We start from the raw sequence: 21,617 nt of genomic DNA, 5'->3' as shown, positions 1-21,617 counted from the left end.
CTCAGGGAGTCTTACCGAGCAGCCGCGTGGCCAGCACGGCGGCCTGCGTACGGCGCTCCAGGCCCAGCTTCGCCAGCACGCTGGAGACGTAGTTCTTCACCGTCTTCTCCGCCAGGAACATCCGCCCGGCGATCTCCCGGTTGGTCAGGCCCTCGGCCACGTACTCCAGGATCCGCCGCTCCTGCTCGGTCAGCGACTTCAGCTCGCGCGGCTGCTCGACCCCGTTGCGGATGCGCTCCAGCACCCGGGCGGTGATCGCCGGATCGAGCAGCGACTGCCCGGCCGCGACGCGGCGCACCGCATCGACCAGGTCGGTGCCACGGATCTGCTTGAGCACGTACCCGGAGGCACCCGCCATGATCGCCGCGAACAGCGCCTCGTCGTCCTCGTACGAGGTGAGGATCAGCCCTTTGATGGACGAGTCGACGGCGCGCACGTCACGGCACACGTCGATGCCGTTGCCATCGGGCAGCCGTGCGTCGAGGATCGCCACGTCGGGCCGCAACGCCGGGATGCGGCGGGCCGCTTCCTGCGCCGAGCCGGAATCGCCGACCACCTCGATGTCGCCGCTGCTCTGCAACAGGTCGGCCAGGCCACGGCGGACGACCTCATGGTCGTCGAGGAGGAACACACGGATCATCTCTCGTTTCTACCGCTGCCGGCGGCGCAGCGCACGGGCCGAAGGTCCCGACCGGCACGGCAACGGGCGGGCCTCGGACCCGACCGGTCGGGACCTCCGGCCCTGCCCAGCCATCCCCGCACGACGGACCGTGAAGGTACGCCGGCCACCGCCCGACGGCCAGCCCAGCGGGAGAGGAGCACCACCATGGACATCGGCTACACCGCGGCCCAGCTACGGGCCGCCGCCGTGGACGCGGTCCGGGCGCCGTCGCTGCACAACACCCAACCGTGGCGGCTGCGGCTGCGCGACGGCGGCATCGAGGTGCTGGCCGACCCGACCCGCCGGCTGCCGGCGACCGACCCGAGCGGGTGGGGTGTCCGGATCGCCGGCGGCGCGGCCCTGTTCAACCTGCGGATCGCCCTGGCCGTCGCCGGCATCCCGGCCCAGGTGCGGCTGCGCCCCGACCCGGCCCAGCCGGACCTGCTGGCCCGGCTGGTGCCGGACGTTCCGCGCCGACCCACCCCCGCCGAGCAGAGCCTGTACGCGGCCATCCCACGCCGGTTCAGCAACCGCCTGCCATTCTGGCCAGACCCGGTACCGGCCGATGCGCGGTGGCGTCTCGGCGAGGCGGCCCACGCCGAGCAGTGCTGGTTGGAGTTGCTGATCGGGGTGAGCGCGGTCTCCGCGTTCGGGGAGATCGCGCGCAGCGCGCACCGGGTGTTGGAGCGCGACCCCGCGTACCGGGCCGAACGGGAACGCTGGCTGCGCCGGGAGTCCGCCCCGGACGGTGTGCCCCGCTCGGCCGGCGGCCCGCAGGGCGAGCCACAGGACGTCCTCCCGGCGCGCGGCTACGGGGGGCACGACCGCGCACCGGGGCGGGACTTCGAGCCGGAACCCCTGGTGGGGGTGCTGGGCTCGATCGGCAACACCGCCGTGGACCAGGTGATCGCCGGGCAGGCCCTGCAACGCCTGCTGCTCACCGCCACGGACGCCGGGCTCAGCGTGTCGATGCTCTCCCAACCGATCGAGGTGCCCTCGGCGCGGGAACAACTGCGGCTGGCACTGGGCCGGTTCGGCACCCCCCAGATGGTGCTGCGGATCGGGTACGGCCAACCGGGCCGACCGACCCCCCGACGGGACGTCGACGAGGTGCTGGACCTGCCGGTGGTGCCCGCCTGACCCGCCGGGGCACGCTCAGGCGGCCAGGACGGCGGCCTCCCGGGCCGGGTCCAGCCCGATCGAGCTGTGCAGCGGTCGGCCGGCGCGCGGCGGAACCGCGCCGACCTCGCGCAGCCAACGCCAGGTGTCCTCGACGGTCTCGGTCACCGGCCGGCAGGTCAACCCGGCGGCCAGCGCGCGGGTCACGTCCCGTTCCAGCAACCCCCGGTAGGGGTGGCCGCGCGGCAGCCAGATCGGCAGGTCGCTCCAGGGCTGCACGCCGGCGGCGAGGATGGTCGCCGGTTCGGTCCAGCGCAGCCGGGCGTCGGCACCGGTGGCGGCCACGCACGCGTCGAGCAGCTCGCCCATGGTGGTCTGCCCCGGACGGCCGACCGCGTTGACCGTGCCGCCCACCCGCCGGGCGCCCGCGTCCACCATCCACCCCGCCAGGTCGCGGACGTCGACGTACTGCACCGGCAGGTCGGCCGGCCCGGGGGCGAGCACGTCCCCGCCGCGCTCGATGCGCCGCAGCCACCAGGGCAGCCGGCCGATGTCCTCACCCGGGCCGAGGATCAGACCGGCCCGGGCGATCAGCGCGCGCTGCCCGAACACCCCCCGCACGGCGTGCTCGGCACCGGCCTTGAGCTGCGGGTAGTCGCCGTCGACGGCGTCCGGGTCGGCGTCCACCACCGGGGAGTCCTCATGCAACCCGGTGGCGGCGTGGTCGGTGTAGACGGAGCCGCTGGACACGTACACGTAGTGGCCGACCGCGTTGACGAGGGCGCGGGCGGCATCGCCGGCGGCCCGCGGGGCACCGTCCCAGGTGTCCACCGCCACGTCCCACTCGCCGCCGGCCAGCGCCGCCAGGCCGTCCGGCGCGGTGCGGTCACCCCGCAACCGGTGCACGCCGGGCGGCACCGTGCCGTGCAGCCCCCGGTTGAACACCGTCACCGACCAGCCGCGGCGCACCGCCTCGATGACTGTCGCGCCGCCCACGAAACCCGTACCGCCCAGCACCAGCAGTCTCATGCGCTCCACAGTGCCGGCCCCGGTTGGCCCAGGACACCCCTGTTCACCGGTAGCGGATCTGCTCGTGGCAGAACCGCCAGGCGCGCGCTGGCCGTGCGATCCCGGTCGGGTCGAGGGCGTCGGCGTTCACCTACTCATCCGTCTCCGTTGCGGCCAGCGCGTTCCGGCGGCGTACCAGCACCGCACGCGCCCGACGGGCCGCCCGCAGGTTCAGTGCCGCCACCGCGCCGAGCAGGAGCACAACGCCCAGCAGTGCCAGCTCCAGGTCGTGTCGCAGCAGGCTGATGACCAGCGCCCCAACGCTGAACGCCACCCACGCAGCGACACCGAGCCAACCGGCGACCACCCGATCCCGGGCGAACAGCGGCATCCGTCGGGTCACCGCCCAGCCACCGAACGCCGCCCAGCCCAGACCGATCGCCACCAGGACGCCGAAGGCCACACCTGTGCGCGTCGGCAACCCGGGCTCGGTGGCCCAGAGCAGACCGATCAGGGCGCTCCCGGTGAGACCGGCGAAGGCCACGGCCAGGTAGAAGACCCGCCTGCGCAGCGACAACGGCGTGTCCAGCCGCGCCAACACCTCTTCCGGAGTCATGCCTCGTACCCCTTCCTGAGCAGTTCCTGACGCAACAGGGCGCGTGAGCGGTTGAGGCGGGACTTGATCGTGCCGACGGGTACGCCGCAGATCTGCGCGCAGGCGTCCAGCGACTGATCCTCCAGGTAGAACAGCATCAGCACCTCCCGTTCCCGGGCGGGGAGCGCCGCCAGCGCCCCGGCGAGCGTCTCCCGGTTGACGACCTCCTCCGCCTCGTCGTCGCCCGGCAGGTCGTCGATCGGCTCGGGTTCCGGGCGCCGGTACGCGTCCCGCAGCCGGTTCAGCACCGCGCGGCGCGCGATGGCGAACAGCCACGGGGCGAACCGGTCCGGTTGCCGCAGCTTCGGCAGCCCTGTGACGACCGCCAACCAGATCTCCTGCACCACATCGTCGTCGGACCGGCCCAGCATCCGCCCGACGTACCGCTCGACCGCCGGATGCCAGCCCTGCACCAGCTCGGTGAACGCCTCCCGCTCACCCAACTGACAGCGGACCACCAGCAACTCATCGCTCATCGGCCCTCCTTCGCCTGTTCAGTCGGCGGCGGAGCCCGGCAGGTTCACGCGGCCCGTTCACGAGCGGACCTCCGTCCAGAATGCAGGAAAGCCACCCCAGGCATGGTCAACAGAGCCGCCGGTTGCGAAACTGCTTCAATCCGCGTCAGCACGGGCAATCGAGGCGGTTGACGCATTCGGTGACCATACGTACCGACCAGGTGACACCAGGTGCCCGACAGGTGGACCCGACCGCTACCCGAGGCTGGCGCGACGTCGGCACGACCCGGACGGAGAAGGGAATGCCCAGCACCCCGCTGTCCCTGCCGCAACCCTCCGCGCGGGCCCCCGAGTTCGGCCGGGACGCGCTCATCGTCTGCGAGAACCTGGTGCGGATCTACCAGACCGGTTCCATCGAGGTGCAGGCGCTCCAGGGACTGGACCTGGCCGTGCAGAGCGGTGAACTGGTCGCCGTCGTCGGTGCCTCCGGGTCGGGCAAGTCGACGCTGCTCTCCATCCTGGCCGGCATCGACGCCCCCACCGCCGGGCGGGTCCGGGTCGACAAGTGGAATCTGCTGACGATGTCCCGCGCGGACCGGGTGAACTACCGGCGGCACACCGTCGGGTTCGTCCGCCAGCAGACGGCGAGCAACCTGATCCCGTACCTGACCGCACGGGAGATGGTGGACCTGCCGATGACGGCGGCCCGCACCGCGAAGGCGGAACGCCGGGAGCGCGCGGCCGACCTGCTGGACAGCCTCGGTGTCGCCGACTGCGCCGACCGGCGCCCCGGGCAACTCTCCGGCGGGCAGCAGATGCGGGTCGCGATCGCGGTGGCGCTGGCCAACCAGCCGCGGGTCCTGCTCGCCGACGAGCCGACCGGCGAACTGGACGCCGCCACGTCCGCGGAGGTCTTCGGGGTGCTGCGCGACGTCAACCGGCGCTACGGCGTCACCGTCGTCGTGGTGACCCACGATCCGGAGGTCAGCGGCCAGGTCGAACGGACCGTCGCGATCCGCGACGGGCGCACCAGCAGCGAGGTGCTGCGCCGCACGACCACCAACGCGGAGGGCGACACCCACATGATCGCCGAGGAGTACGCCGTGATGGACCGGGCCGGGCGGGTCCAGGTGCCCCGCGAGTTCCGTCAGGCGCTGGCGCTGACCCGACGGGTTCGGCTGGCCCTGGAACCCGACCACATCACGATCCGCCCCGACTCGGGAAGCGGCGAATGAGCGGCGAGGCGCTGCTGCGCGTACGCGGCGTACACCGGCGTTTCGGCACCGGGCCGACCGTCGTACACGCCCTGCGCGGCGTGTCGTTCGACGTGGCCACCGGTTCGATGGTGGCACTCGTCGGCCGGTCCGGCTCCGGCAAGACCACCCTGCTCAACGTCATCGGTGGCCTGGACCGCCCGGACGCCGGCACCGTGCACGTCGACGGCACCGACGTCACCGCGCTCGACGAGGACGGCCTGTCCCGGCTGCGGCGCGAGAAGGTGTCGTACGTCTTCCAGAGCTTCGGGTTGATCCCGGTGCTGTCGGCCGCGGAGAACGTCGCCGCCCCGCTGCGGATGGCCCGCGTCGACCCCGTCGAGCGCGAGCGGCGGGTCGAGCTGCTGCTGGAGCTGATCGGCCTGGCCGACCACGCTCGGCAGCGGCCGGCCGAGCTGTCCGGCGGCCAGCAGCAGCGGGTGGCGATCGCCCGCGCGTTGGCCGCCTCCCCCCAGCTTCTGCTCGCCGACGAGCCCACCGGGCAACTGGACGCCGAGACGGGCCTGTCGGTGATGGCCCTGCTGCGCGGGATCGTGGAGGCCGAAGGCGTCACCGTACTGGTGTCGACGCACGACCCGGTGATGATGGCCCTGGCCGACCGGGTGATCCGCATCCACGACGGGCACCTCGACGAGGACGCGGCCGGGCCGTCGTACGCCCCTGCGGAGGACGCCGGGTGACGCGACGATGAGGCTGGTCCGCCGGCGCGCCCGCGCGCAGTGGCCGTTGCTGGCCGCCCTCCTCGGGGTCGTCACCATCGGCGCGACCCTGCTGGGTACCTGCACCCTGCTGATCACCCACACCGCGGAGCGGGCGCTGGAGGTCGCCATGGCCCGCGCCGCGCCCGCCACCGTCGACGTGACCGTCTACACCGGCACCGTCGAGGGCCCGGACACGCGGTCGGTCGCCGCCGACACCCGCACCGAGGTGTCCGCCGCGCTCGCACCGTTCCCGGCGACCACCACCGCCCGGGCGTCGACGGTGCTGCGGGCGCTGCCGCCCGCGCTGGCCAAGGGCACCACCGTCCCGGCCCAGGCATACCTGTCGGGGTTGGACGACCTGCCGACCCGAGCCGAGTTGGTCACCGGGCGCTGGCCACAGCACCCGGGCGACGCGGTGCTGCTGGAGTCCACCGCACAACTGCTCGACCTCACCCCCGGTCGCCGGGTGCGCCTCGGCGCCGAGCTGGCCCACGCGCCCGTCCCGGCCATCGACGTGACAGTCGTCGGTGTGGTACGCCCACTCGCCGGGCGCGGCTGGGACCGCGACCCGCTGGCTGCGGCCGGCTCCGCCATCGGCTACCGGGACGGCCGCTTCATGCAGCCGGTCAACGCCTACGGCCCGTTCCTCGTCGACCTCGCCGACCTGGTCACCACCGGCGCCACCGTCGACCGGATGGAGATCACCGCCCATCCGGACCTGTCCCACAACAACCGCCGCGACCTGGCGACCGTGGCCGAGGCCATCCACAGCGCCGACCGCCGCCTGGCCGCCACCCTCGGCGGCCGTGTCCAGCTCGCACGTGTCGCCTCCGACCTGCCGCTGACCCTGCGCGCCGCCGACGACCAACAGCGCGTCACCGCCGCCGTCGTGCTCGCCATCGCCGCCCTCGGCGGTGTCCTCGCCGCCACGGCACTCGTCCTCGCCGGCCGGCTGACCGCGGGCATCCGCGCCGACGAGACCGCCCTGCGGTCCGCCCTGGGCACCAGCCGCCGCCAACTCGCCGCCACCGCGACACTCGAGGCCGGGCTCGTCGCGGCGGTCGCCGCCGCGCTCGCCATACCGGCCTCGTCGGCCCTGCACGCCGCCCTGACCCACCTGCCGCCGCTGGACGACGCCGGCCTGACCGTCCGACCAATCATCGCCGGTGCCCAGGTCCTCGCGGTCACCGGCGGCGCGCTGGTGCTCGCCGCCGTCCTCACCGTCCTGGCGATCCGGCCCGTCCCGGCACCCGGCGACCAACGCACCCGCCGCGAACTGCTGGCCCGATCCGGCGTCGACCTGATGCTCGCGGTGTTCGCCGCCGCCGGATGGTGGCAGCTGTACGCGCAGCCCACCGCCGCCAGCCCACGCGCCGACACGGTCCGGGTGCTCGCGCCGGCCCTCCTGCTCACCGCGGGCGCCGCCCTGGCCCTGCGGGTGATCCTGCCCGCCCTGCGCGGCGTCGACCGGCTGGCGTACCGCGCCCGCGGGCTGGCGCTCCCGCTGGCGATCTCCGAGGCCGCCCGCCGGCCACAGGCGGTCGCCGCCGGGCTGCTCGTCGGGCTGGCCTGCGCGGCCGGAACCTTCGGCCTCGCCTTCGACAACACCTGGCACCAGTCGCAGCGCGACCAGGCGGCGCTCTCCGTCGGCACCGACCTGGCACTCACCCTCAGCGCGGCGCCGGCCGCCGGAGACGGCGCTGCCGTCAGCGCGGCCACCACGGGGGCGGTGAGCCCCGCCCTCAACCGTGCCACCACCGTCGGTCAGTGGCTCGGCACCGCCGGCGACGCGCCCCGCCTGGTCGCCGTCGACACCACCCGCGCGACCGCGCTGCTGCGCGGGCGACTGGGCCACGACCGCGAATGGGCGGACGTGGGCGCCGCGCTGGCACCACGCACCCACATCACCGGCCTCGCCATCCCGAACGGCGCCCCGCTCGTCCTGAGCGGAACCGCCGACGGCGACACACCGCTCACCGTGACACCCCGGCTGCTGCTACAGGACGCCACCGGCCTCCGCACGTCCTGCACCGCTCCCGCCGTACCACTGAACGGGCAGGAGTTTCGGCTGCCCGCCTGCGCGACGGCGGACGGGCTGCGCCTCGTCGCGGTCGCCCTGCCGGTCACCGCCGACACGGTCGGCGGATCCGTCGCCGTGGCCGTCACGCTCACCGTGCCGCCCGGCGGGCCGGCGCAGCGGCCCACCGACGGATCGGACTGGACCGCCACGTCCGCACCGCCGGTCCCGAACAGGCTGCGCGACCCGAGCGTCACGGTGTCCACCACCCCGACGGGAACCGCGCTGCGGATGGCCGCGACCGTCGACCTCGGCGGCGCCGAGGACGCCGCCCGCACCCTCGTCGCCACCGCCTTCCCCGACCCCGGCCCGGTGCCCGTCGCCGTCTCCGACCGCTTCGCCAGCGAGGTCGGCGCCGGCAGCGGCAGCGAGCTCAGCGTCACGATCGGCATCACGCCCGTCCCGATCGTCGTCACCGAGGTCGTGCCGACCGTACCGTCCGCCCCCGGCGCCGTCGCCATCCTCGCCGACCTGGACACACTGTCGCGCGCACGCGTCGTCACCGGCGACCTTTCGTTCCCGGTCGACGCCTGGTGGGTCGGCCACCCCACCACTCCCGACGCCGCCGAGCGGGCCACCAACCTGCACCTGGGCAGCGTCGCGACCCTCGACGCGGAGACCGCCCGGCTCGTCGGCGGCCCGCTACGCGCCGGGCTGCCGGCCGCACTCCGGCTCATCGTCCCGGCCGCCGCCCTGCTGCTGCTCGCCGGAGTCGTCCTGCACGTCACCTGCGACCTGCAGGTCCGCGCCGTCGAGGTGGCGCGGCTGCGCGGGCTGGGCATGTCCCGGCGCGACATCCGGGCCGTCCTGCTCGGCCAACACGCCGGCGTGCTGCTGCCCCTGCTCGCGGCGGGCGCGACCGTCGGCGCGCTCGCCACCCGCGTCGTCGCCCCCCTGCTCGTACGCTCCGACACCGGCGCCACCCCCGTCCCGACCCCCCAGCCACACTGGCCGTGGCCAGCGGAGGCCGCGCTGCTCGCCGTCCTGCTGGCCGGATGCGTGCTGGCGGTCGCCGTCGTGGTCACCGTCCAGGTCCGCCGGGCCGACGCCGCGCACCTGCGGGTGGCCCCGTGAAGCGGTGGCTGACCCGCCGGCGGCCGGTGCCACACTGGCCCAGCATCCGTGGTCGCGGCCGTACCGACGCCGGACCGCTGCTGCTCACCGCCGCCGTCATTGCGGCCGTCGCGCTGCTCGCCGGGGCCGCGCCGGCGCTGCTGCGCGCCGCCGCCGACAACGCCGTCGAGGACGCGGTCCGCAGCGCCGGGCCGGACGCGAACGTCCTCGTACACGCCAACTTCGAACGCGACGACGGACCGACCGGCGGGCGGGTCCGGATGCCCGACCTCGCCGACGAGGTCGACGACTTCCGTGCCCAGGCGACCTACGCGCTCGGGCCCGACCTGGACGCCGCGCTGCTCCCGCCCGTCGCCGTCGTCGACGGCCCGATCCTGCGCATCACCGCCGGCAACGTGCCGCGTACCTTCCGATTCAGCTACCTGGCCGACGACCCCGGCGGCCCCGACATGACCTGGATCGCCGGCACCGCGCCCGGCCCCGCCGTCTCCGACGAGTACGTCGAGGTCCCCTACGGCGGACCACCCTGGCCGGTGCAGGTCGGCCTCTCCGAGGCGGACGCCGCCGCACTCGACCTCGGCCCCGGCGACCGAATCCCGGCCAAGGACGACCAGGGTCACGACCACGACATCCGCGTCAGCGGGATCTACCGGCCCACGGAGAGCGCCGACCCCGCCTGGCAACTCGCCCCGGAGCTGCTGCGCCCCGTGCCCGGCGTCGACGGCGTCGGGACCACCCGCTTCGCCGGCCTGCTGTCGCGCGAGTCGTTACCGGACGCCCGGCTCGCCCTCGACGAGGACCAACTGCGGCGTACCGTCCATTTCGCACCTGTTCCCGATGCGCTCACCTGGGACAGCACCACGACGCTCGCCGGCCAGGTGGTCACGCTCAAGGCCACCTCCGGCTCGTCGAGCGACCGCGCAGAATCCCTGAAGTGGGAGTCGCAGCTCGACACCGCCCTGCGCGATGCCCGGAATCGCAGCAGCGCCGCCTGGGCACAGGCCGCCGGCCTGCTCACCGGGGTGCTGACCGCCACGGTACTGGTCCTGCTGCTCGCCGCCGACCTGCTGGTCCGCCGCCGTACCCCGGTGCTGAGCGCCGCCCGGCAGCGTGGGGCGGCGCTACCCGACCTCGGCGCGGAGCTGCTCATCGAGTCCACAGTGGTGTCCCTGTCCGCCGCCGCTGTCGGGCTCGCGCTCGCCCGTACGGCCGCTCCGGGCGTCTCCTGGACCTGGGCCGTTCCCGTGGTCCTCGCCGGTGTCGTCGCCGGGCCGGCATTCGGCACCCTCGCCGCCGCCCGCGCCAGCCGCGACCGACGCCAACCCGCCAACCCGACCGCCCGGCGCTGGATCCGGGCCACCGGCCACCTGCGCCGCGCCGCCGTGGAGGCCGCCGTCCTGATCGCCGCGGTCGCCGCCTTCGTCACCCTGCACCAACGCGGGCTCCTGCCCGACGTCTCCGACGGCGACACCGGTGAGCTGACCGGCGACCTGATCCTGCCCGTCAGCGCCCTCACGCTGGGCGCGCTCGTCGGCGCGCTCGTCCTGCTGCGGCTCGTGCCCCTCGGAGCACGGTTCGCACTCCGCCAGTCCCTGCGCTCGCGCCGCCCGCTGGCCGTGTTCGGTGCCGCGCAGGCGGCCACCACGGCCGGGCGCGCGCTGCCGCTGCTGGTCCTGGTCAGCACCACGGCGCTCGCGTCGTTCGCGCTCATCCTCGGCAGCACCGTCACCCGAGGGCTGGCCGACGGCGCGTGGAGCACCGTCGGCGCCGACGCCCGCCTCGACATCGGTGCCGACGCCACCGCCGCCACGCCGGCTCTCGCCGAGCGCATCGCCGCCGCACCCGGGGTACGGCAGGTCGTCGTCGCGCAGGTGACCGACTCGGCCCGCGTCTTCAGCGACTCGACACTGCTCACCCCACGCCTGGTCATTGTGGACACCGCCGCGTTCCAGCGTCTGCTGGCCACCACCGCGCTGCCCGACGCGCCGGCGCTGGCCCGGCTCACGGCACCCGGTCCCGGGGACGTCCCCGCGCTGGTCCGATCGAGCGACGGCGAGCTGCGGACCGGCAGCCGGCTGCAACTGCCCCGCGACGACGCCCCGGCGATCCGACTCACCGCGGTCGGCACCGCTCCCTCCGTCGGCGGCGCCACCGACGTCGTCATCGTGGACGCCGCCGCCCTCGCCGACGCCGGGCTGCCCGCCGTCCCGAACACCGTCTGGGTGACCGGCCCCGGCGCGGCGCGGGCCGTGTCGAACACCGGCGTCGCCGCCGACGTGGTGCTGCGCGCGGACGTCCTGCGGGCGCAGCGCGTGGCTCCACTGACCGCGGGGCTGCTGCGGCTGGCGTGGACGGCCGCCGCGGTGCTGCTGGCGCTGGGGCTGCTCGGCCTCACGCTCGCCGCCGCCGCCGGTGCCTCGCAGCGGTGGCAGACCCTGACCCGGCTGCGGACCCTCGGCCTGCGACCACGCGACGTCCGCTGGGTCGCCGCCGGAGAGCTGCTGCCGCCGGTCGTGGTCGCCGCGGTGTGCGGCCCCCTCCTCGGGGCCCTGCTCGCCCGCCTGACGCTCGGCCCGCTCGACCTGCGGCTGCTCACCGGCCAGGCCACCGACCCGGCGGTGGTCCTGCCGTGGTGGCTGCTCGGCCTGGTGGGCGTGGCGCTGCTGGCGGCGGCCACCACTGTCGTACCGGTCGAGTCGGCGCTGCGGCGACGCGATCGGCTGAGTGAGGTGCTCCGCGCCGGCGAGTGACCGGAAGCCGAAACGCCGAGACCCGTTACCGGAGAGCCGGCAACGGGTCAGCTGATCTGCTTGCAGAGCTGGTGGGCGATACTGGGTTTGAACCAGTGACCTCTTCCGTGTCAAGGAAGCGCGCTCCCACTGCGCCAATCGCCCGTGGTGGCCCCGTGGGGCACATCGCGAGCGGACGACGGGATTCGAACCCGCGACCCTCACCTTGGCAAGGTGATGCGCTACCAGCTGCGCTACGTCCGCACGTCCCCGGCAACCGCCGGCGACAGGTGAACTCTACCCGATGCCAAGATCGCTTGGCACGGCACCCTCGGCGGTGGCGATTGCGCCGGTCGGCAGCGGGGTACTGAACACCCTCGACAGCGCACCACACCCCCTAAGGAGGCTGTCGTGGGTATCGGCACCAGCATCTTCCTGATCGCGCTCGGCGCGATCCTCACCTTCGCACTGGACGCCAGCGTCGGCGGCATCAACCTCGATGTGGTCGGCTGGATCCTGATGGCGGCCGGTGTGCTCGGCCTGATCATGACCACGCTGATCTGGGGTCGTCGCCGCCAGGTCGTCAGCACCACGGAGCAGCCGGTGGAGTACCAGCGGGTCGAGGAGCGGCGGGACATCGCCCCGCCGCTGTGACCCGACCGCGTCCAATCGCTGGCGGAGCCGGCGGATCACAGTGATCCCGGGCCGGCCGCCTTCCTGAAGGCGGCTGGCCCGTCGGTCAGTCCAGGCAGGTGAGCGCGACCTCGGCGTAGCGCGTCAGCGCCGCCCGGTCCGGGTTGATGGCGCCCATCACCCGCAGGCCCTGAAGGCTGGTCACCAGGAAGCCGGCCAGATCCGTGGCGCTGCGGTCGGACGTGATCTGGCCCCGCAACTGCGCCTCGGCCAGCAGGTCGTAGAGCGCCGCCTCCAGGGACTGGGTGGTCGAGCGGAGCCGGTCGGCGACCCGTACGTCCTGGTGGGCCCGCTCCATCGACGCGCCGACGATGAGGCAGGAGAGGTGCCGGCCGTCGCCGGTGATGTCGTCAACCGAACCGATGAACACCTCACGGATGACCGCCCGCGCGTCGTTGCCCGAGCGCAGCAGATCGACCATCGGGGTGGCGTAGCGCTGCCGGTACAGGTCGAGCACCGCCAGGTAGAGGCCGTCCTTACTGCCGAACGCGGCGTAGATGGAGCCGCTGCCCAAACCGGTCGCCTCGGAGAGGTCACGCATGGAGGTGCCCTCGTAGCCCTTGCGCCGGAACACGTCCATGGCAGCGTCGACCGCGGCGTCGAGGTCGAACTCACGGGTGCGGGCCACGGCGCAACGCTACCCGCTATCTGGAACGCTCGACAAAGTTTCGCCGGTCACAGCCGGCCGAAACGAGCCGTTCCCGCTGACCAGGAGGGTTCCGACAGTCGAGTTACCATCCAGATCATGGAGCCTCTCGACACGGTGCTGACCGCGCACCGGGCGTACCTGCTCGGTTGGAACATCGGTGTCGCCGGGGGCTCAGACCTCCCGACCTACCGCAGTGACGTGCCGCACGCACCTCTCAACGGCGTGCTGCGGGTGGCCGGGCGCACGCCACAGGACGCGCTCGCCGAGGCCCGGCGGCGCCTGCACGGCGTACCCCGGGTCTGGTGGGTTGGCCCGGACAGCGACGCCGGCACGGCGGACGGCCTGGTCGCCCTCGGCGCCGCGCAGGTCGCCCGCATGCCGATCATGACCGTGGGGATCGGGGAAGCAGCCGACGTTCCGACTCCGGCCGGCGTGCACATCGCCGAGAGCACCGACCTCGCCACGTTCGTCACGGCCTACGCCCGGGTGTCCGGAATTCCGGCGGACGGCGTGCCGGCGACAGTCGAACGAGAGAAGGCGTTCACCGGCGACGGCATGGTGCATCGGCTGGTCGGCCACCTCGATGACGGTCGGGTTGTCGCCACGGCCGTCGCCTGGATCAGCCACGGTCTGGTCACGCTCTACTTCGTCGGCACCCAGCCGGAGCAGCGCCGCCGGGGCATCGGCGCGGCGATGACCAGGGCCGCGCTCGATCTGGCCGCTGAACGGGGCGTCCGCACCGCCGCCCTCACCTCGTCGGCGGCCGGTGAGTCGGTCTACCGCAGCCTCGGTTTCCGGCCGGTGGGCGAGTTCCGTCTGTTGACATTTTGAGGGCCAGCGCGCGCGGCCCGCCAGAAACCATTGACTACGGGGTTGGGACAGCGTTGTCTTTACTGGCACCTGGGGAGGTACGACAGTGATCGATGATGTGTCCCTCGTGTTCTGTGTGACAGCTGACGTGTCGGTGCGCGAGCGGATGGTCCGACGCCTGAACGGCCTCGGCACTCTGGTGATCTGCACCGACCTCGCGGAGTTGCAGGCGATGATCGGCGGACCGGTCATCGGTGGGCCGGCCCGGCTCCCCACCACCGCGTCCACGCCCGCCGCCGCTCCACCTGTCGGCGCGGCCGGCCAGATCAGCCTCGGTGACCTCACCATTGACCCGCTTGAGCACCGGGTGACGTGGCGCGGGAAGCCGCTGGCCCTGACCCGACTCGAGCGCAACCTGCTCACCCAACTCGCCACCGCACCGGTCGGCGTCTGGACGTACGAGCGGCTCTTCGAATCGGTGTGGGGCTGCGCGTTCCTCGGCGACACGTCGATCCTGCACTCGGCCGTGAAGCGGCTACGCCGCAAACTGCGCGCCGCCGACGACACCCTGCGGGTGCACACCGTACGGGGAATCGGCTACCGGCTCACCGTCGACTAACCGCAGCCCGCCCGCGACGCCCGCCCGGCCCGCCCGGCCCGCCCGGCCCGCCCGGCCGCCCGCCCGGCCCGCCCGCGTCGATCATGGACTTGTGGTGCCGGATTTAGGGTCACTTGCTGAGTTTGTCCCCCACCACAACTCCATGATCGACGCCCCTTTTCCACGAGCGACGCCGCTCATCCAGGACCGACGCCGCCCAAAAGCGAAACGGCTCGTCACCGGTCTTCCGGTAACGAGCCGTTCTCCTGTGGTGGGCGATACTGGGTTTGAACCAGTGACCTCTTCCGTGTCAAGGAAGCGCGCTCCCACTGCGCCAATCGCCCGTGCTTGTTGCCGAGGTGGGGACGGGATTTGAACCCGCGTACACGGCTTTGCAGGCCGTTGCCTCGCCTCTCGGCCACCCCACCGAGGTTGCCCCCGTCATGCGTGGCGGCATCTCCGAGCGGACGACGGGATTCGAACCCGCGACCCTCACCTTGGCAAGGTGATGCGCTACCAGCTGCGCTACGTCCGCACGCCCCCGGACGTTCCCGGGTGACGGATGAGAACTTTAGCCGAGTAGGTGTTTGACTGCCAAATCGGGGTCGCCTCGGCGCGTCCCGGGTGGTTGCGACGGGATCGTCGCCACCGTCGGCCAGCTTCCTAGGGGGCTGATCTGGTGGCTGGATCGACCCTCGGCCGTCACACTCCGACACCAGTAGGCAACGATCGTCATCATCGCGTCGCAGGCCCGGGCAGCACCGGCCCCACGCCGTTCCACTGGGCGGCGGACCTCGACGAACACTCTCGGTGGAACGACCCAGGACACCCGAAGAAAGTGTCCGGCTTCCGACTGTCGCGGCGCTGATCAGCGCGTGGTGGTAACTGTTCGTGTTCGGGTGGATGGGCTACGGTAACGGTCGTGACGAGACGTGCGGCCGAGATCCGCCTGGATGCCCTGCTGCGCACCGCCTGTGACGTGATCGTGGAGCGCGGTCTGGCCAACACCCGGACGGCGGACGTGGCGAACGCCGCGGGCGTGAGTCAGGCGTTGGTCTTCTACCACTTCGCCACCAAGGAGCGGCTGCTCGCGCAGGCCTTCGCGTACGCCGTCGAACAGGACCTGGCCCGACTGGACGCGGTGACCCGCTCCTCGGCCGCGCCCCTGACGAAGCTCCGCCGGATCCTCAAGCTCTACACCCCGGCCGGGCGGGCGACCTCCTGGTCGATGTGGATCGACGGCTGGTCCGAGTCGCTGCGTACCCCCGAGTTGGAGAAGGTCTCCCGCCGACTCGACCTGCGCTGGCGGCAGGACCTGGCCGCGGTGATCTCCGCCGGGGTGGCCGACGGCACCTTCCAGTGCGCCGACCCCGACGGGGCCGCCTGGCGGATCAGCGCGGTGATGGACGGCCTCGCCGTCCAACTCGCCGTGCACGACCGGGTGATCTCCCGCCGACAGTTCGGCGAGTGGGTCCGGCTGGTCACCGCCCGGGAGCTCGGCCTGGACCCGGCCGACCTGGACTGAAGCCAGACGACCAGCACCAGGGCGGGCAAAACGGACTCGGCCCGCCCCGCTGACCGGAACAATCGGCAGCATGGAGCTCCTGGAGGCGTACCGCCGCAGTCTGGCCGAGTTTGTCGATCGGGTGGACCAGATCGAGCCCGGCCAGTGGTCCGACCCGACCCCCTGCTCGGACTGGGACCTCCGCACACTGGTCAACCACGTGGTGACCGAGGACCGGTGGAGCGTTCCGCTGCTGGCCGGCCGGACCATCGACGAGGTCGGCGACCGGTTCGACGGTGACCAGCTCGGCGACGACCCGATCGCGACGGCGCGGGAGGCCGCCGCGCAGTCCGAGATCGCCGCCACCCACCCCGGCACGCTCGACCGCACCGTGCACCTCTCCGGCGGCGACGCCCCGGCCACCGAGTACCTCCAGCAGCTCCTCGCCGAACACCTCGTACACGGATGGGACGTGGCGGTGGCGATCGGCGTGCAGCCGCGCCTCGACCCGGACGCGGTGCACGCCGCCGCCCAGTGGTTCGCCGGCCAGATCGACGCCTACCGGCGCGACAACCTGGTCCGCACCGGGGTAGAGGTGCCCGCCGACGCCGACGAGCAGGACCACCTGCTGGCCGCCTTCGGCCGCGACCCCAACTGGGCGCCGAGCAGCTGAGCAAATCTCGATCTGTTGGTGCGATAGCGGCTCGGGACCTTGCCGTGACCTCGGGAGACTGATATTCACAGATGCGCATGCGTCATCGCGCATTTGTGGTCGGTGACTCGCCGACCATCTCTCTCCCACAAGGAGGTCCCGTGCCACAACCGGAGTGGTCACCCCCGATGAGCCGGCGTCGACGCCGGCTCATCGCCATCCTGGCGACAACGGCGACGGTCGCCGCGCTGCTCCCCACCGGCGCAAGCACGGCGGCCCCCACCGGCGGCGCCGCCCCCACCGAGCGCCGGTCCGGGCCGTTCGCCGAAGGGCACGCGCCCGCCGACGCCGACAACCGCACCGGTACGGCGGCACCCGACGCCCGCCAACGCGGCCTGGCCCGCGCCGTCGACCCCGATGTCCGGTGGAACCGGCTCGGCACTCCCCAGGCGCTCGGCCCCGGCCGCACCCCGCTGGCCAGCGGACTGCCCGCCGACCCGGAGGCCGCCGCCCGCGCCTACCTGGTCGCCAACCGCGACCTGTTCGGGATGGACGCCGCCACGGTCGCCCGCATGGAACGGGTGCTGGTCCGGCCGATCGGCAGCGGCACCGTGGTCACCCTCCGGCAACGCTTCGGCGACCTGCCCGCCGGGCCGGACGGCCTGGTCACCCTCGCGATCGCCGACGGCGCGGTGCTCTCGGTCAGCTCCTCGCTGGCCCGCGACACCGACGCGCCGGCGCCGGCCACCCGCACCGCCGAGCAGGCGTACGCTGCCGCGCTCGCCGACGCCGCACTCACCCCCGACGCGGTGGCCAGCCACACCGTCCGGCCGGTGGCCGTGCCCACCCCGCTGGACGGGCCCCGGGCCGCCTACGAGGTGACCATGATCGGGGCGGACACCGAGCACCCGGCGGCGTTCACCAGCTACGTGGACGGCGGCACCGGGCAGGTGCTGGTCCGCGAGGACCTCGTCGACTACGACTCCGACAACCCGAGCTGGGCGGTCTTCCCGGCCACCCCACCCCGCGACCTCGGCCCCGGGCAGGACCCCCGGGTGCGCTGGTGCGGTGACCCGACCCCCGGCTGCCAGGCCGCCTTCCGCGACCCGGCCACCGGCCAGCCGTGGGATGTCGACGCGGGCACCGGCACACCGACCTTCACCTCGCGCGGCAACTCGGCCAACACGGTGCTGTCCTGGGGTGCGAACACCCCGGTCGTTGCCGCCCCCACCAGCCCGGAACGCCGCTACGAGTACCCCTTCACCGACCAGTGGCACCAGGCCCGGTGCAACCCGGCGGTGTTCACCTCCGCCCAGCGCAACGACGCGGACGCGTCGATCGCCAACCTCTTCGCCATGCACAACCGGATGCACGACTGGTCGTACCAGTTGGGCTTCACCGAGTCGGCGTGGAACCTCCAGGCGGTCAACCTCACCCCGTCCGGGCTGGGCGGTGACGCCGAGCAGGGCCGCGCCCAGCAGGGCGCGCTGAGCGGCAACCGCAACAACGCCAACCAGGGCACCCCGCGCGACGGGCTGCCACCGACCACCAACATGTACCTCTGGCAGCCGCAGGCCGGCGGACCGTACCCGCCGTGCGTGGACGGCGACTACGACATGACGGTGATCGGCCACGAGTACACCCACGCGATCACCAACCGGATGATCGCCGGCCCGGACAGCGGGATCAGCGGCCACCAGGGCGGCGCGATGGGTGAGTCGTGGGGCGACCTGCTCGCCGCCGAGTACCTCTTCCAGCACGGGCTGCGCGCGCCCGGCGAGACGCCCTTCATCACCGGCGGCTACGTCACCGGCAACCTGGTCAGCGGCATCCGCAACTACGACCTGAGCCGCAGCCCGCTCAACTACTCCGACATCGGCTACAACACCGCCGGCCCGGCCGTGCACGCCGACGGGGAGATCTGGGGCGCCACCAACTTCCGGGTCCGCTCCGCCCTGGTCAAGCGGTACGGCCTCGGCACCCCGCAGCGGCAGCTCGACTGTGCGTTGGGGAAGGTCGCGGCCGACCAGTGCCCGGGCAACCGGCGGTGGTCCCAGCTGGTCTTCGACTCGTTCCTGCTCCAGGCCGCCAGCCAGGTCAGCATGCTCGACATGCGCGACAACATGATCACCGCCGACCTGCTGCGCTTCGGCGGCGCGAACCAGGACCTGATCTGGGCCGAGTTCGCCCGCTCCGGCATGGGCCGCGACGCCGCCACCAACGGCGCCGCCGACACCGACCCGACGCCGAGTTTCGCCTCACCGCGCGGCGGCAACGCGACGCTCACCCTGCGTCCGCGCGGAGACAGCGCCGACGCGCCGATCCGGGTGTACGTGGGGGCGTACGAGGCACGGGCCGTACCGGTGGCCGACACCGACCCGGCGACCCCGATCCCGGACACCGTGGAGCTGGTGGCCGGCACGTACGACCTGCTCGCCGTGGCCCCCGGCTTCGGCCACCAGCGGCTCAGCGTGGTCGCCAAGGCCGGCCAGAACGGGTACGTCGACCTGCGGATGAGCCGCAACCTCGCCTCCGCCGCGTCCGGCGCGACCATCACCGGCGACGGGGTCAACCTGGACCGGGTCGTCGACGACACCGAGGCGACGAACTGGGCCTCCCTGGACGGGGTCGCCGGCCGGCAGCTCACCGTGGCGCTGCCCGGGGACGCCCCGCAGACGGTCAAGCGGGTGAACGTCAGCGCGATGCTGCGCCCGGCGATCACCGGCGACGCCGACACCGGCGCCCAGAACGCGCTCAGCGCGCTGCGCTCGTTCGCGGTGTCCGCGTGCAACGCGACGACCACCGACTGCGCGGACCCGGCGCGCTGGCAGCGCATCTACACCAGCGCGGCGGACGCGTTCCCCGGCGGGGCGTACCGGGCGTACAGCCGGGACATCAACCTCCGGACGTTCGCGGTGCCCACCACCCGTGCCACCCACCTGCGACTCGAGGTGCTGGCCAGCCAGTGCACCGGCGGCCCGCACTACGCGGGCGAGCAGGACGACGACCCGGCCACGACGACGGACTGCGCGACCGCCAGCCCGGCCCGCAACCAGGTCAGGATCGCCGAGTTCCAGGCGTTCTCGAAGTGACACCGTGGGGGCCGGCGGTCGCCCGCCGGCCCCCACGGCCCCCGATCAGCGGTACGCCCGACGCCAGCGACCGCCGGACCATCCCAACGACGGGCCCCCGATCAGCGGTACGCCCGACGCCAGCGACCGCCGGGCGCCCCCAAGGACGGGCCCCCGATCAGCGGTGCGCCCGGCGCCAGGGGTCAGCGACCGCCGGACGCTCCCAGCGCCGGTCCACCGGTGGGTCGTCGTCCGCACCGTCGGCCGCGGCCCGGGTCAGGTGCCGCAGCCGCAGCAACAGCCCCACCCCGAGGAAGAGCAACAGCCCGCCGAGGAGGAAGGCGACCTGCACCACGCCGAACGGGCTGGTCTGCGAGACCGGCCGGCCGGCGGTCGGCGGTGCGGCGTCGACCGGGTAATCCGTGACCGCCTCCTCCGTCGCCGTACCCTCGTCCTCGGTCGGCGCGCTCGCGGATTCGGTGGGTTTCGGCCGCGTCGGCGTCGGCTTCGGCGTGGCGGTCCGGACGCCGCCCACCCCCACCACCGAGCGGGTGGCGGTCTGCCGGGCCAGCAGGCGCAGGTTGGCGTCGTACGCCTCGGCGGCGAGGGTGATTCGCCCCTGGGTGACGTCCTCGGCGAAGGCCACCCGGTAGCGGGCGGTGACCGTGCGACCCGGGCAGAGCGTGCCCGGGTCGAGCTGCCGGTCGGTCAACCGGGCCACGTCACCCTCGGTACGGATCTCCAGCGGAAAGTCGCCGGTCTCCTCCACCCGGTCCATCTTCACCTGGTCGAGCCGGAGGCCCTGCACGGTGAGCACCATCGACCAGCGCACCTTCGCGCACCCGCCGCGCCGGTCCGTCTGGGAGACCACCGCGGAGATCGTCCGCACCTGCTCGCCGGCGGTGAACCGCCCCGGCAGGCCGCTCATCTCGGTGGTGAAGGCCGCCTGTGCCGGGGCGGCCGCCGCCAGCTCCACCCCGCTCAGACAGGCCAGCACCACCCCTGCCCGCAGCGCATACCGCCACACCGTCACCACCGCCGCCCTCCGTTCGGTCGCCTCCACCCCGCAACGCTAGGAGCGGGGCACCGGCCCGACCAGACGGGTGTGTTCGCACCGGACGGCAAGGAGAGGGTGGCTTTTCACCGACCGTGGTGAACCGGTCACCACTCCCCCGCGACACGCCGGGAGTCGGGCCGCTGGGAGAATCACACGGTGTCCGAGCTCTCCAGCGCGTTCGTCCGGCTGCACGCCCGGCTGGCCCCGGTCCCCTTCGTTCCCGAGGTGCGGCTGCACCAGGCGGACGAGCCGATCGGGCTGTGGGAGCTGACCGAGGGCCAGTTCTCCAGCGACCGGCCGCCACCGTTCTGGGCGTTCGCCTGGGCCGGCGGGCAGGCCCTCGCCCGCTACGTGACCGACCACCCGGAGCTGGTCGCCGGCCGCCGGGTGCTCGACCTCGCCTCCGGCTCCGGCCTGGTGGCCATCGCCGCCGCCCGCGCCGGCGCGGCGTCCGTGCGGGCCGTCGAGGTGGACGAGCTGGCGGTGGCGGCGGTCGCCCTCAACGCCGAGGTCAACGGGGTACGCGTCGACGCCGAGTTCGGCGACATCCTCGACGGTGACGCCGGGGACGCGGAGGTGGTGCTCGCCGGGGACGTCTTCTACAGCGCGGAGATGGCCCGCCGGGTCCTGCGGTTCCTGCTGCGCGCCACCCGGGCCGGCGCGCCGGCGCTGGTCGGTGACCCCGATCGGGCGTTCCTGCCCCGAGACCGCTTCGACGAGGTGGCCGCGTACGACGTGCCGGTGCCGGAGGCGCTGGAGAGCGTGCGGGTGAAGCGCACCACCGTCTGGCGGCTGCGGGCCGGGCTGCCGGAGGCGTCCAGCTAGCGTGT

At 73.6% G+C, this 21,617-nt stretch carries 18 protein-coding genes and 5 tRNA genes; 12 read left to right on the top strand and 11 right to left on the bottom strand.

The window, feature by feature from the left end; all coding sequences use genetic code 11:
- Position 1: 1 nt before the first annotated feature.
- Positions 2 to 640: a response regulator gene (locus EV382_RS01340; RefSeq protein WP_130399839.1), complete on the bottom strand. Its 639-nt coding sequence runs from the start codon at positions 638 to 640 to the stop codon at positions 2 to 4.
- A 186-nt stretch (positions 641 to 826) separates the two neighbouring features.
- Here EV382_RS01340 and EV382_RS01335 point away from each other — a divergent pair, with 186 nt between their 5' ends.
- Positions 827 to 1,801, top strand: coding sequence for an Acg family FMN-binding oxidoreductase (locus tag EV382_RS01335; protein WP_130399838.1), 975 nt, complete (start codon positions 827 to 829; stop codon positions 1,799 to 1,801).
- 15 nt (positions 1,802 to 1,816) lie between these two features.
- On the opposite strand, the gene EV382_RS01330 is transcribed toward EV382_RS01335, so the two are convergent.
- The 3 genes from EV382_RS01330 to EV382_RS01320 form a co-directional block, all read right to left on the bottom strand.
- Entirely contained in the window at positions 1,817 to 2,809 is a 993-nt protein-coding gene (locus EV382_RS01330; RefSeq protein WP_130399837.1) for an NAD-dependent epimerase/dehydratase family protein, read from the bottom strand.
- Between the two features lie 130 nt (positions 2,810 to 2,939).
- Positions 2,940 to 3,404: a hypothetical protein gene (locus tag EV382_RS01325; RefSeq protein ID WP_130399836.1), complete on the bottom strand. Its 465-nt coding sequence runs from the start codon at positions 3,402 to 3,404 to the stop codon at positions 2,940 to 2,942.
- Entirely contained in the window at positions 3,401 to 3,919 is a 519-nt protein-coding gene (locus EV382_RS01320) for an RNA polymerase sigma factor (RefSeq protein ID WP_130399835.1), read from the bottom strand. Before EV382_RS01320 ends, EV382_RS01325 begins: the two co-directional genes overlap by 4 nt.
- Before the next feature lie 281 nt (positions 3,920 to 4,200).
- Between EV382_RS01320 and EV382_RS01315 the strand changes: the two genes are divergently transcribed.
- From EV382_RS01315 to EV382_RS01300, 4 genes are read left to right on the top strand one after another with little or no spacing between them, the layout of a single operon-like run.
- On the top strand, positions 4,201 to 5,133 hold the full coding sequence (locus tag EV382_RS01315) for an ABC transporter ATP-binding protein (protein WP_130408321.1): 933 nt from the start codon (positions 4,201 to 4,203) through the stop codon (positions 5,131 to 5,133).
- Entirely contained in the window at positions 5,130 to 5,852 is a 723-nt protein-coding gene (locus EV382_RS01310; RefSeq protein WP_130399834.1) for an ABC transporter ATP-binding protein, read from the top strand. The genes EV382_RS01315 and EV382_RS01310 overlap by 4 nt, the downstream gene beginning before the upstream one ends.
- A gap of 7 nt (positions 5,853 to 5,859) precedes the next feature.
- Positions 5,860 to 9,024 (top strand): FtsX-like permease family protein, encoded by a 3,165-nt coding sequence (locus tag EV382_RS01305; RefSeq protein ID WP_130399833.1) that lies wholly within the window; start codon positions 5,860 to 5,862, stop codon positions 9,022 to 9,024.
- Entirely contained in the window at positions 9,021 to 11,774 is a 2,754-nt protein-coding gene (locus EV382_RS01300; protein WP_130399832.1) for an FtsX-like permease family protein, read from the top strand. Before EV382_RS01305 ends, EV382_RS01300 begins: the two co-directional genes overlap by 4 nt.
- Before the next feature lie 69 nt (positions 11,775 to 11,843).
- Here the strand turns inward: EV382_RS01300 and EV382_RS01295 are convergent.
- Positions 11,844 to 11,918, bottom strand: a tRNA-Val gene (locus EV382_RS01295).
- Positions 11,919 to 11,944: 26 nt separating this feature from the next.
- Positions 11,945 to 12,017: transfer RNA gene (locus EV382_RS01290), tRNA-Gly, on the bottom strand.
- 147 nt (positions 12,018 to 12,164) lie between these two features.
- On the opposite strand from EV382_RS01290, the gene EV382_RS01285 reads away from it, so the two are divergent.
- The gene (locus tag EV382_RS01285) at positions 12,165 to 12,407 is read left to right on the top strand and encodes a DUF6458 family protein (RefSeq protein ID WP_130399831.1); all 243 of its coding nucleotides are present in this window, start codon (positions 12,165 to 12,167) and stop codon (positions 12,405 to 12,407) included.
- A gap of 85 nt (positions 12,408 to 12,492) precedes the next feature.
- On the opposite strand, the gene EV382_RS01280 is transcribed toward EV382_RS01285, so the two are convergent.
- Positions 12,493 to 13,074, bottom strand: coding sequence for a TetR/AcrR family transcriptional regulator (locus EV382_RS01280; protein WP_208758278.1), 582 nt, complete (start codon positions 13,072 to 13,074; stop codon positions 12,493 to 12,495).
- 117 nt (positions 13,075 to 13,191) lie between these two features.
- Here EV382_RS01280 and EV382_RS01275 point away from each other — a divergent pair, with 117 nt between their 5' ends.
- Positions 13,192 to 13,926: a GNAT family N-acetyltransferase gene (locus EV382_RS01275; RefSeq protein ID WP_130399830.1), complete on the top strand. Its 735-nt coding sequence runs from the start codon at positions 13,192 to 13,194 to the stop codon at positions 13,924 to 13,926.
- 145 nt (positions 13,927 to 14,071) lie between these two features.
- Positions 14,072 to 14,524 (top strand): winged helix-turn-helix domain-containing protein, encoded by a 453-nt coding sequence (locus EV382_RS01270; RefSeq protein WP_130408317.1) that lies wholly within the window; start codon positions 14,072 to 14,074, stop codon positions 14,522 to 14,524.
- Positions 14,525 to 14,772: 248 nt separating this feature from the next.
- On the opposite strand, the gene EV382_RS01260 is transcribed toward EV382_RS01270, so the two are convergent.
- From EV382_RS01260 to EV382_RS01250, 3 genes are all read right to left on the bottom strand, one after another.
- Positions 14,773 to 14,847 (bottom strand) — tRNA-Val (locus EV382_RS01260).
- 13 nt (positions 14,848 to 14,860) lie between these two features.
- Positions 14,861 to 14,931 (bottom strand) — tRNA-Cys (locus EV382_RS01255).
- Positions 14,932 to 14,965: 34 nt separating this feature from the next.
- Positions 14,966 to 15,038, bottom strand: a tRNA-Gly gene (locus EV382_RS01250).
- A 387-nt stretch (positions 15,039 to 15,425) separates the two neighbouring features.
- On the opposite strand from EV382_RS01250, the gene EV382_RS01245 reads away from it, so the two are divergent.
- From EV382_RS01245 to EV382_RS01235, 3 genes are all read left to right on the top strand, one after another.
- Positions 15,426 to 16,028: a TetR/AcrR family transcriptional regulator gene (locus tag EV382_RS01245; RefSeq protein WP_130399829.1), complete on the top strand. Its 603-nt coding sequence runs from the start codon at positions 15,426 to 15,428 to the stop codon at positions 16,026 to 16,028.
- A 70-nt stretch (positions 16,029 to 16,098) separates the two neighbouring features.
- Positions 16,099 to 16,680: a TIGR03086 family metal-binding protein gene (locus EV382_RS01240; RefSeq protein WP_130399828.1), complete on the top strand. Its 582-nt coding sequence runs from the start codon at positions 16,099 to 16,101 to the stop codon at positions 16,678 to 16,680.
- 140 nt (positions 16,681 to 16,820) lie between these two features.
- On the top strand, positions 16,821 to 19,751 hold the full coding sequence (locus EV382_RS01235; protein ID WP_130399827.1) for a M36 family metallopeptidase: 2,931 nt from the start codon (positions 16,821 to 16,823) through the stop codon (positions 19,749 to 19,751).
- Between the two features lie 157 nt (positions 19,752 to 19,908).
- On the opposite strand, the gene EV382_RS01230 is transcribed toward EV382_RS01235, so the two are convergent.
- Positions 19,909 to 20,793, bottom strand: a complete 885-nt coding sequence (locus EV382_RS01230; protein WP_244236496.1) for a hypothetical protein — start codon at positions 20,791 to 20,793, stop codon at positions 19,909 to 19,911.
- 150 nt (positions 20,794 to 20,943) lie between these two features.
- Here EV382_RS01230 and EV382_RS01225 point away from each other — a divergent pair, with 150 nt between their 5' ends.
- Positions 20,944 to 21,612, top strand: coding sequence for a class I SAM-dependent methyltransferase (locus tag EV382_RS01225; RefSeq protein WP_130399826.1), 669 nt, complete (start codon positions 20,944 to 20,946; stop codon positions 21,610 to 21,612).
- The last annotated feature ends 5 nt before the right edge of the window (positions 21,613 to 21,617 follow it).

It is taken from the genome of Micromonospora violae (genome assembly GCF_004217135.1).
Lineage (GTDB): Bacteria > Actinomycetota > Actinomycetes > Mycobacteriales > Micromonosporaceae > Micromonospora > Micromonospora violae.
Note: the sequence above shows the minus strand (reverse complement) of the source record. Positions and strands in the feature narration are given on the sequence as shown.

Coding starts and splice junctions, on each gene's coding strand:
- EV382_RS01340 (WP_130399839.1), bottom strand. CDS start 640: ATGATCCGTGTGTTCCTCCTCGACGACCATGAGGTCGTCCGCCGTGGC.
- EV382_RS01335 (WP_130399838.1), top strand. CDS start 827: ATGGACATCGGCTACACCGCGGCCCAGCTACGGGCCGCCGCCGTGGAC.
- EV382_RS01330 (WP_130399837.1), bottom strand. CDS start 2,809: ATGAGACTGCTGGTGCTGGGCGGTACGGGTTTCGTGGGCGGCGCGACA.
- EV382_RS01325 (WP_130399836.1), bottom strand. CDS start 3,404: ATGACTCCGGAAGAGGTGTTGGCGCGGCTGGACACGCCGTTGTCGCTG.
- EV382_RS01320 (WP_130399835.1), bottom strand. CDS start 3,919: ATGAGCGATGAGTTGCTGGTGGTCCGCTGTCAGTTGGGTGAGCGGGAG.
- EV382_RS01315 (WP_130408321.1), top strand. CDS start 4,201: ATGCCCAGCACCCCGCTGTCCCTGCCGCAACCCTCCGCGCGGGCCCCC.
- EV382_RS01310 (WP_130399834.1), top strand. CDS start 5,130: ATGAGCGGCGAGGCGCTGCTGCGCGTACGCGGCGTACACCGGCGTTTC.
- EV382_RS01305 (WP_130399833.1), top strand. CDS start 5,860: ATGAGGCTGGTCCGCCGGCGCGCCCGCGCGCAGTGGCCGTTGCTGGCC.
- EV382_RS01275 (WP_130399830.1), top strand. CDS start 13,192: ATGGAGCCTCTCGACACGGTGCTGACCGCGCACCGGGCGTACCTGCTC.
- EV382_RS01270 (WP_130408317.1), top strand. CDS start 14,072: ATGGTCCGACGCCTGAACGGCCTCGGCACTCTGGTGATCTGCACCGAC.
- EV382_RS01240 (WP_130399828.1), top strand. CDS start 16,099: ATGGAGCTCCTGGAGGCGTACCGCCGCAGTCTGGCCGAGTTTGTCGAT.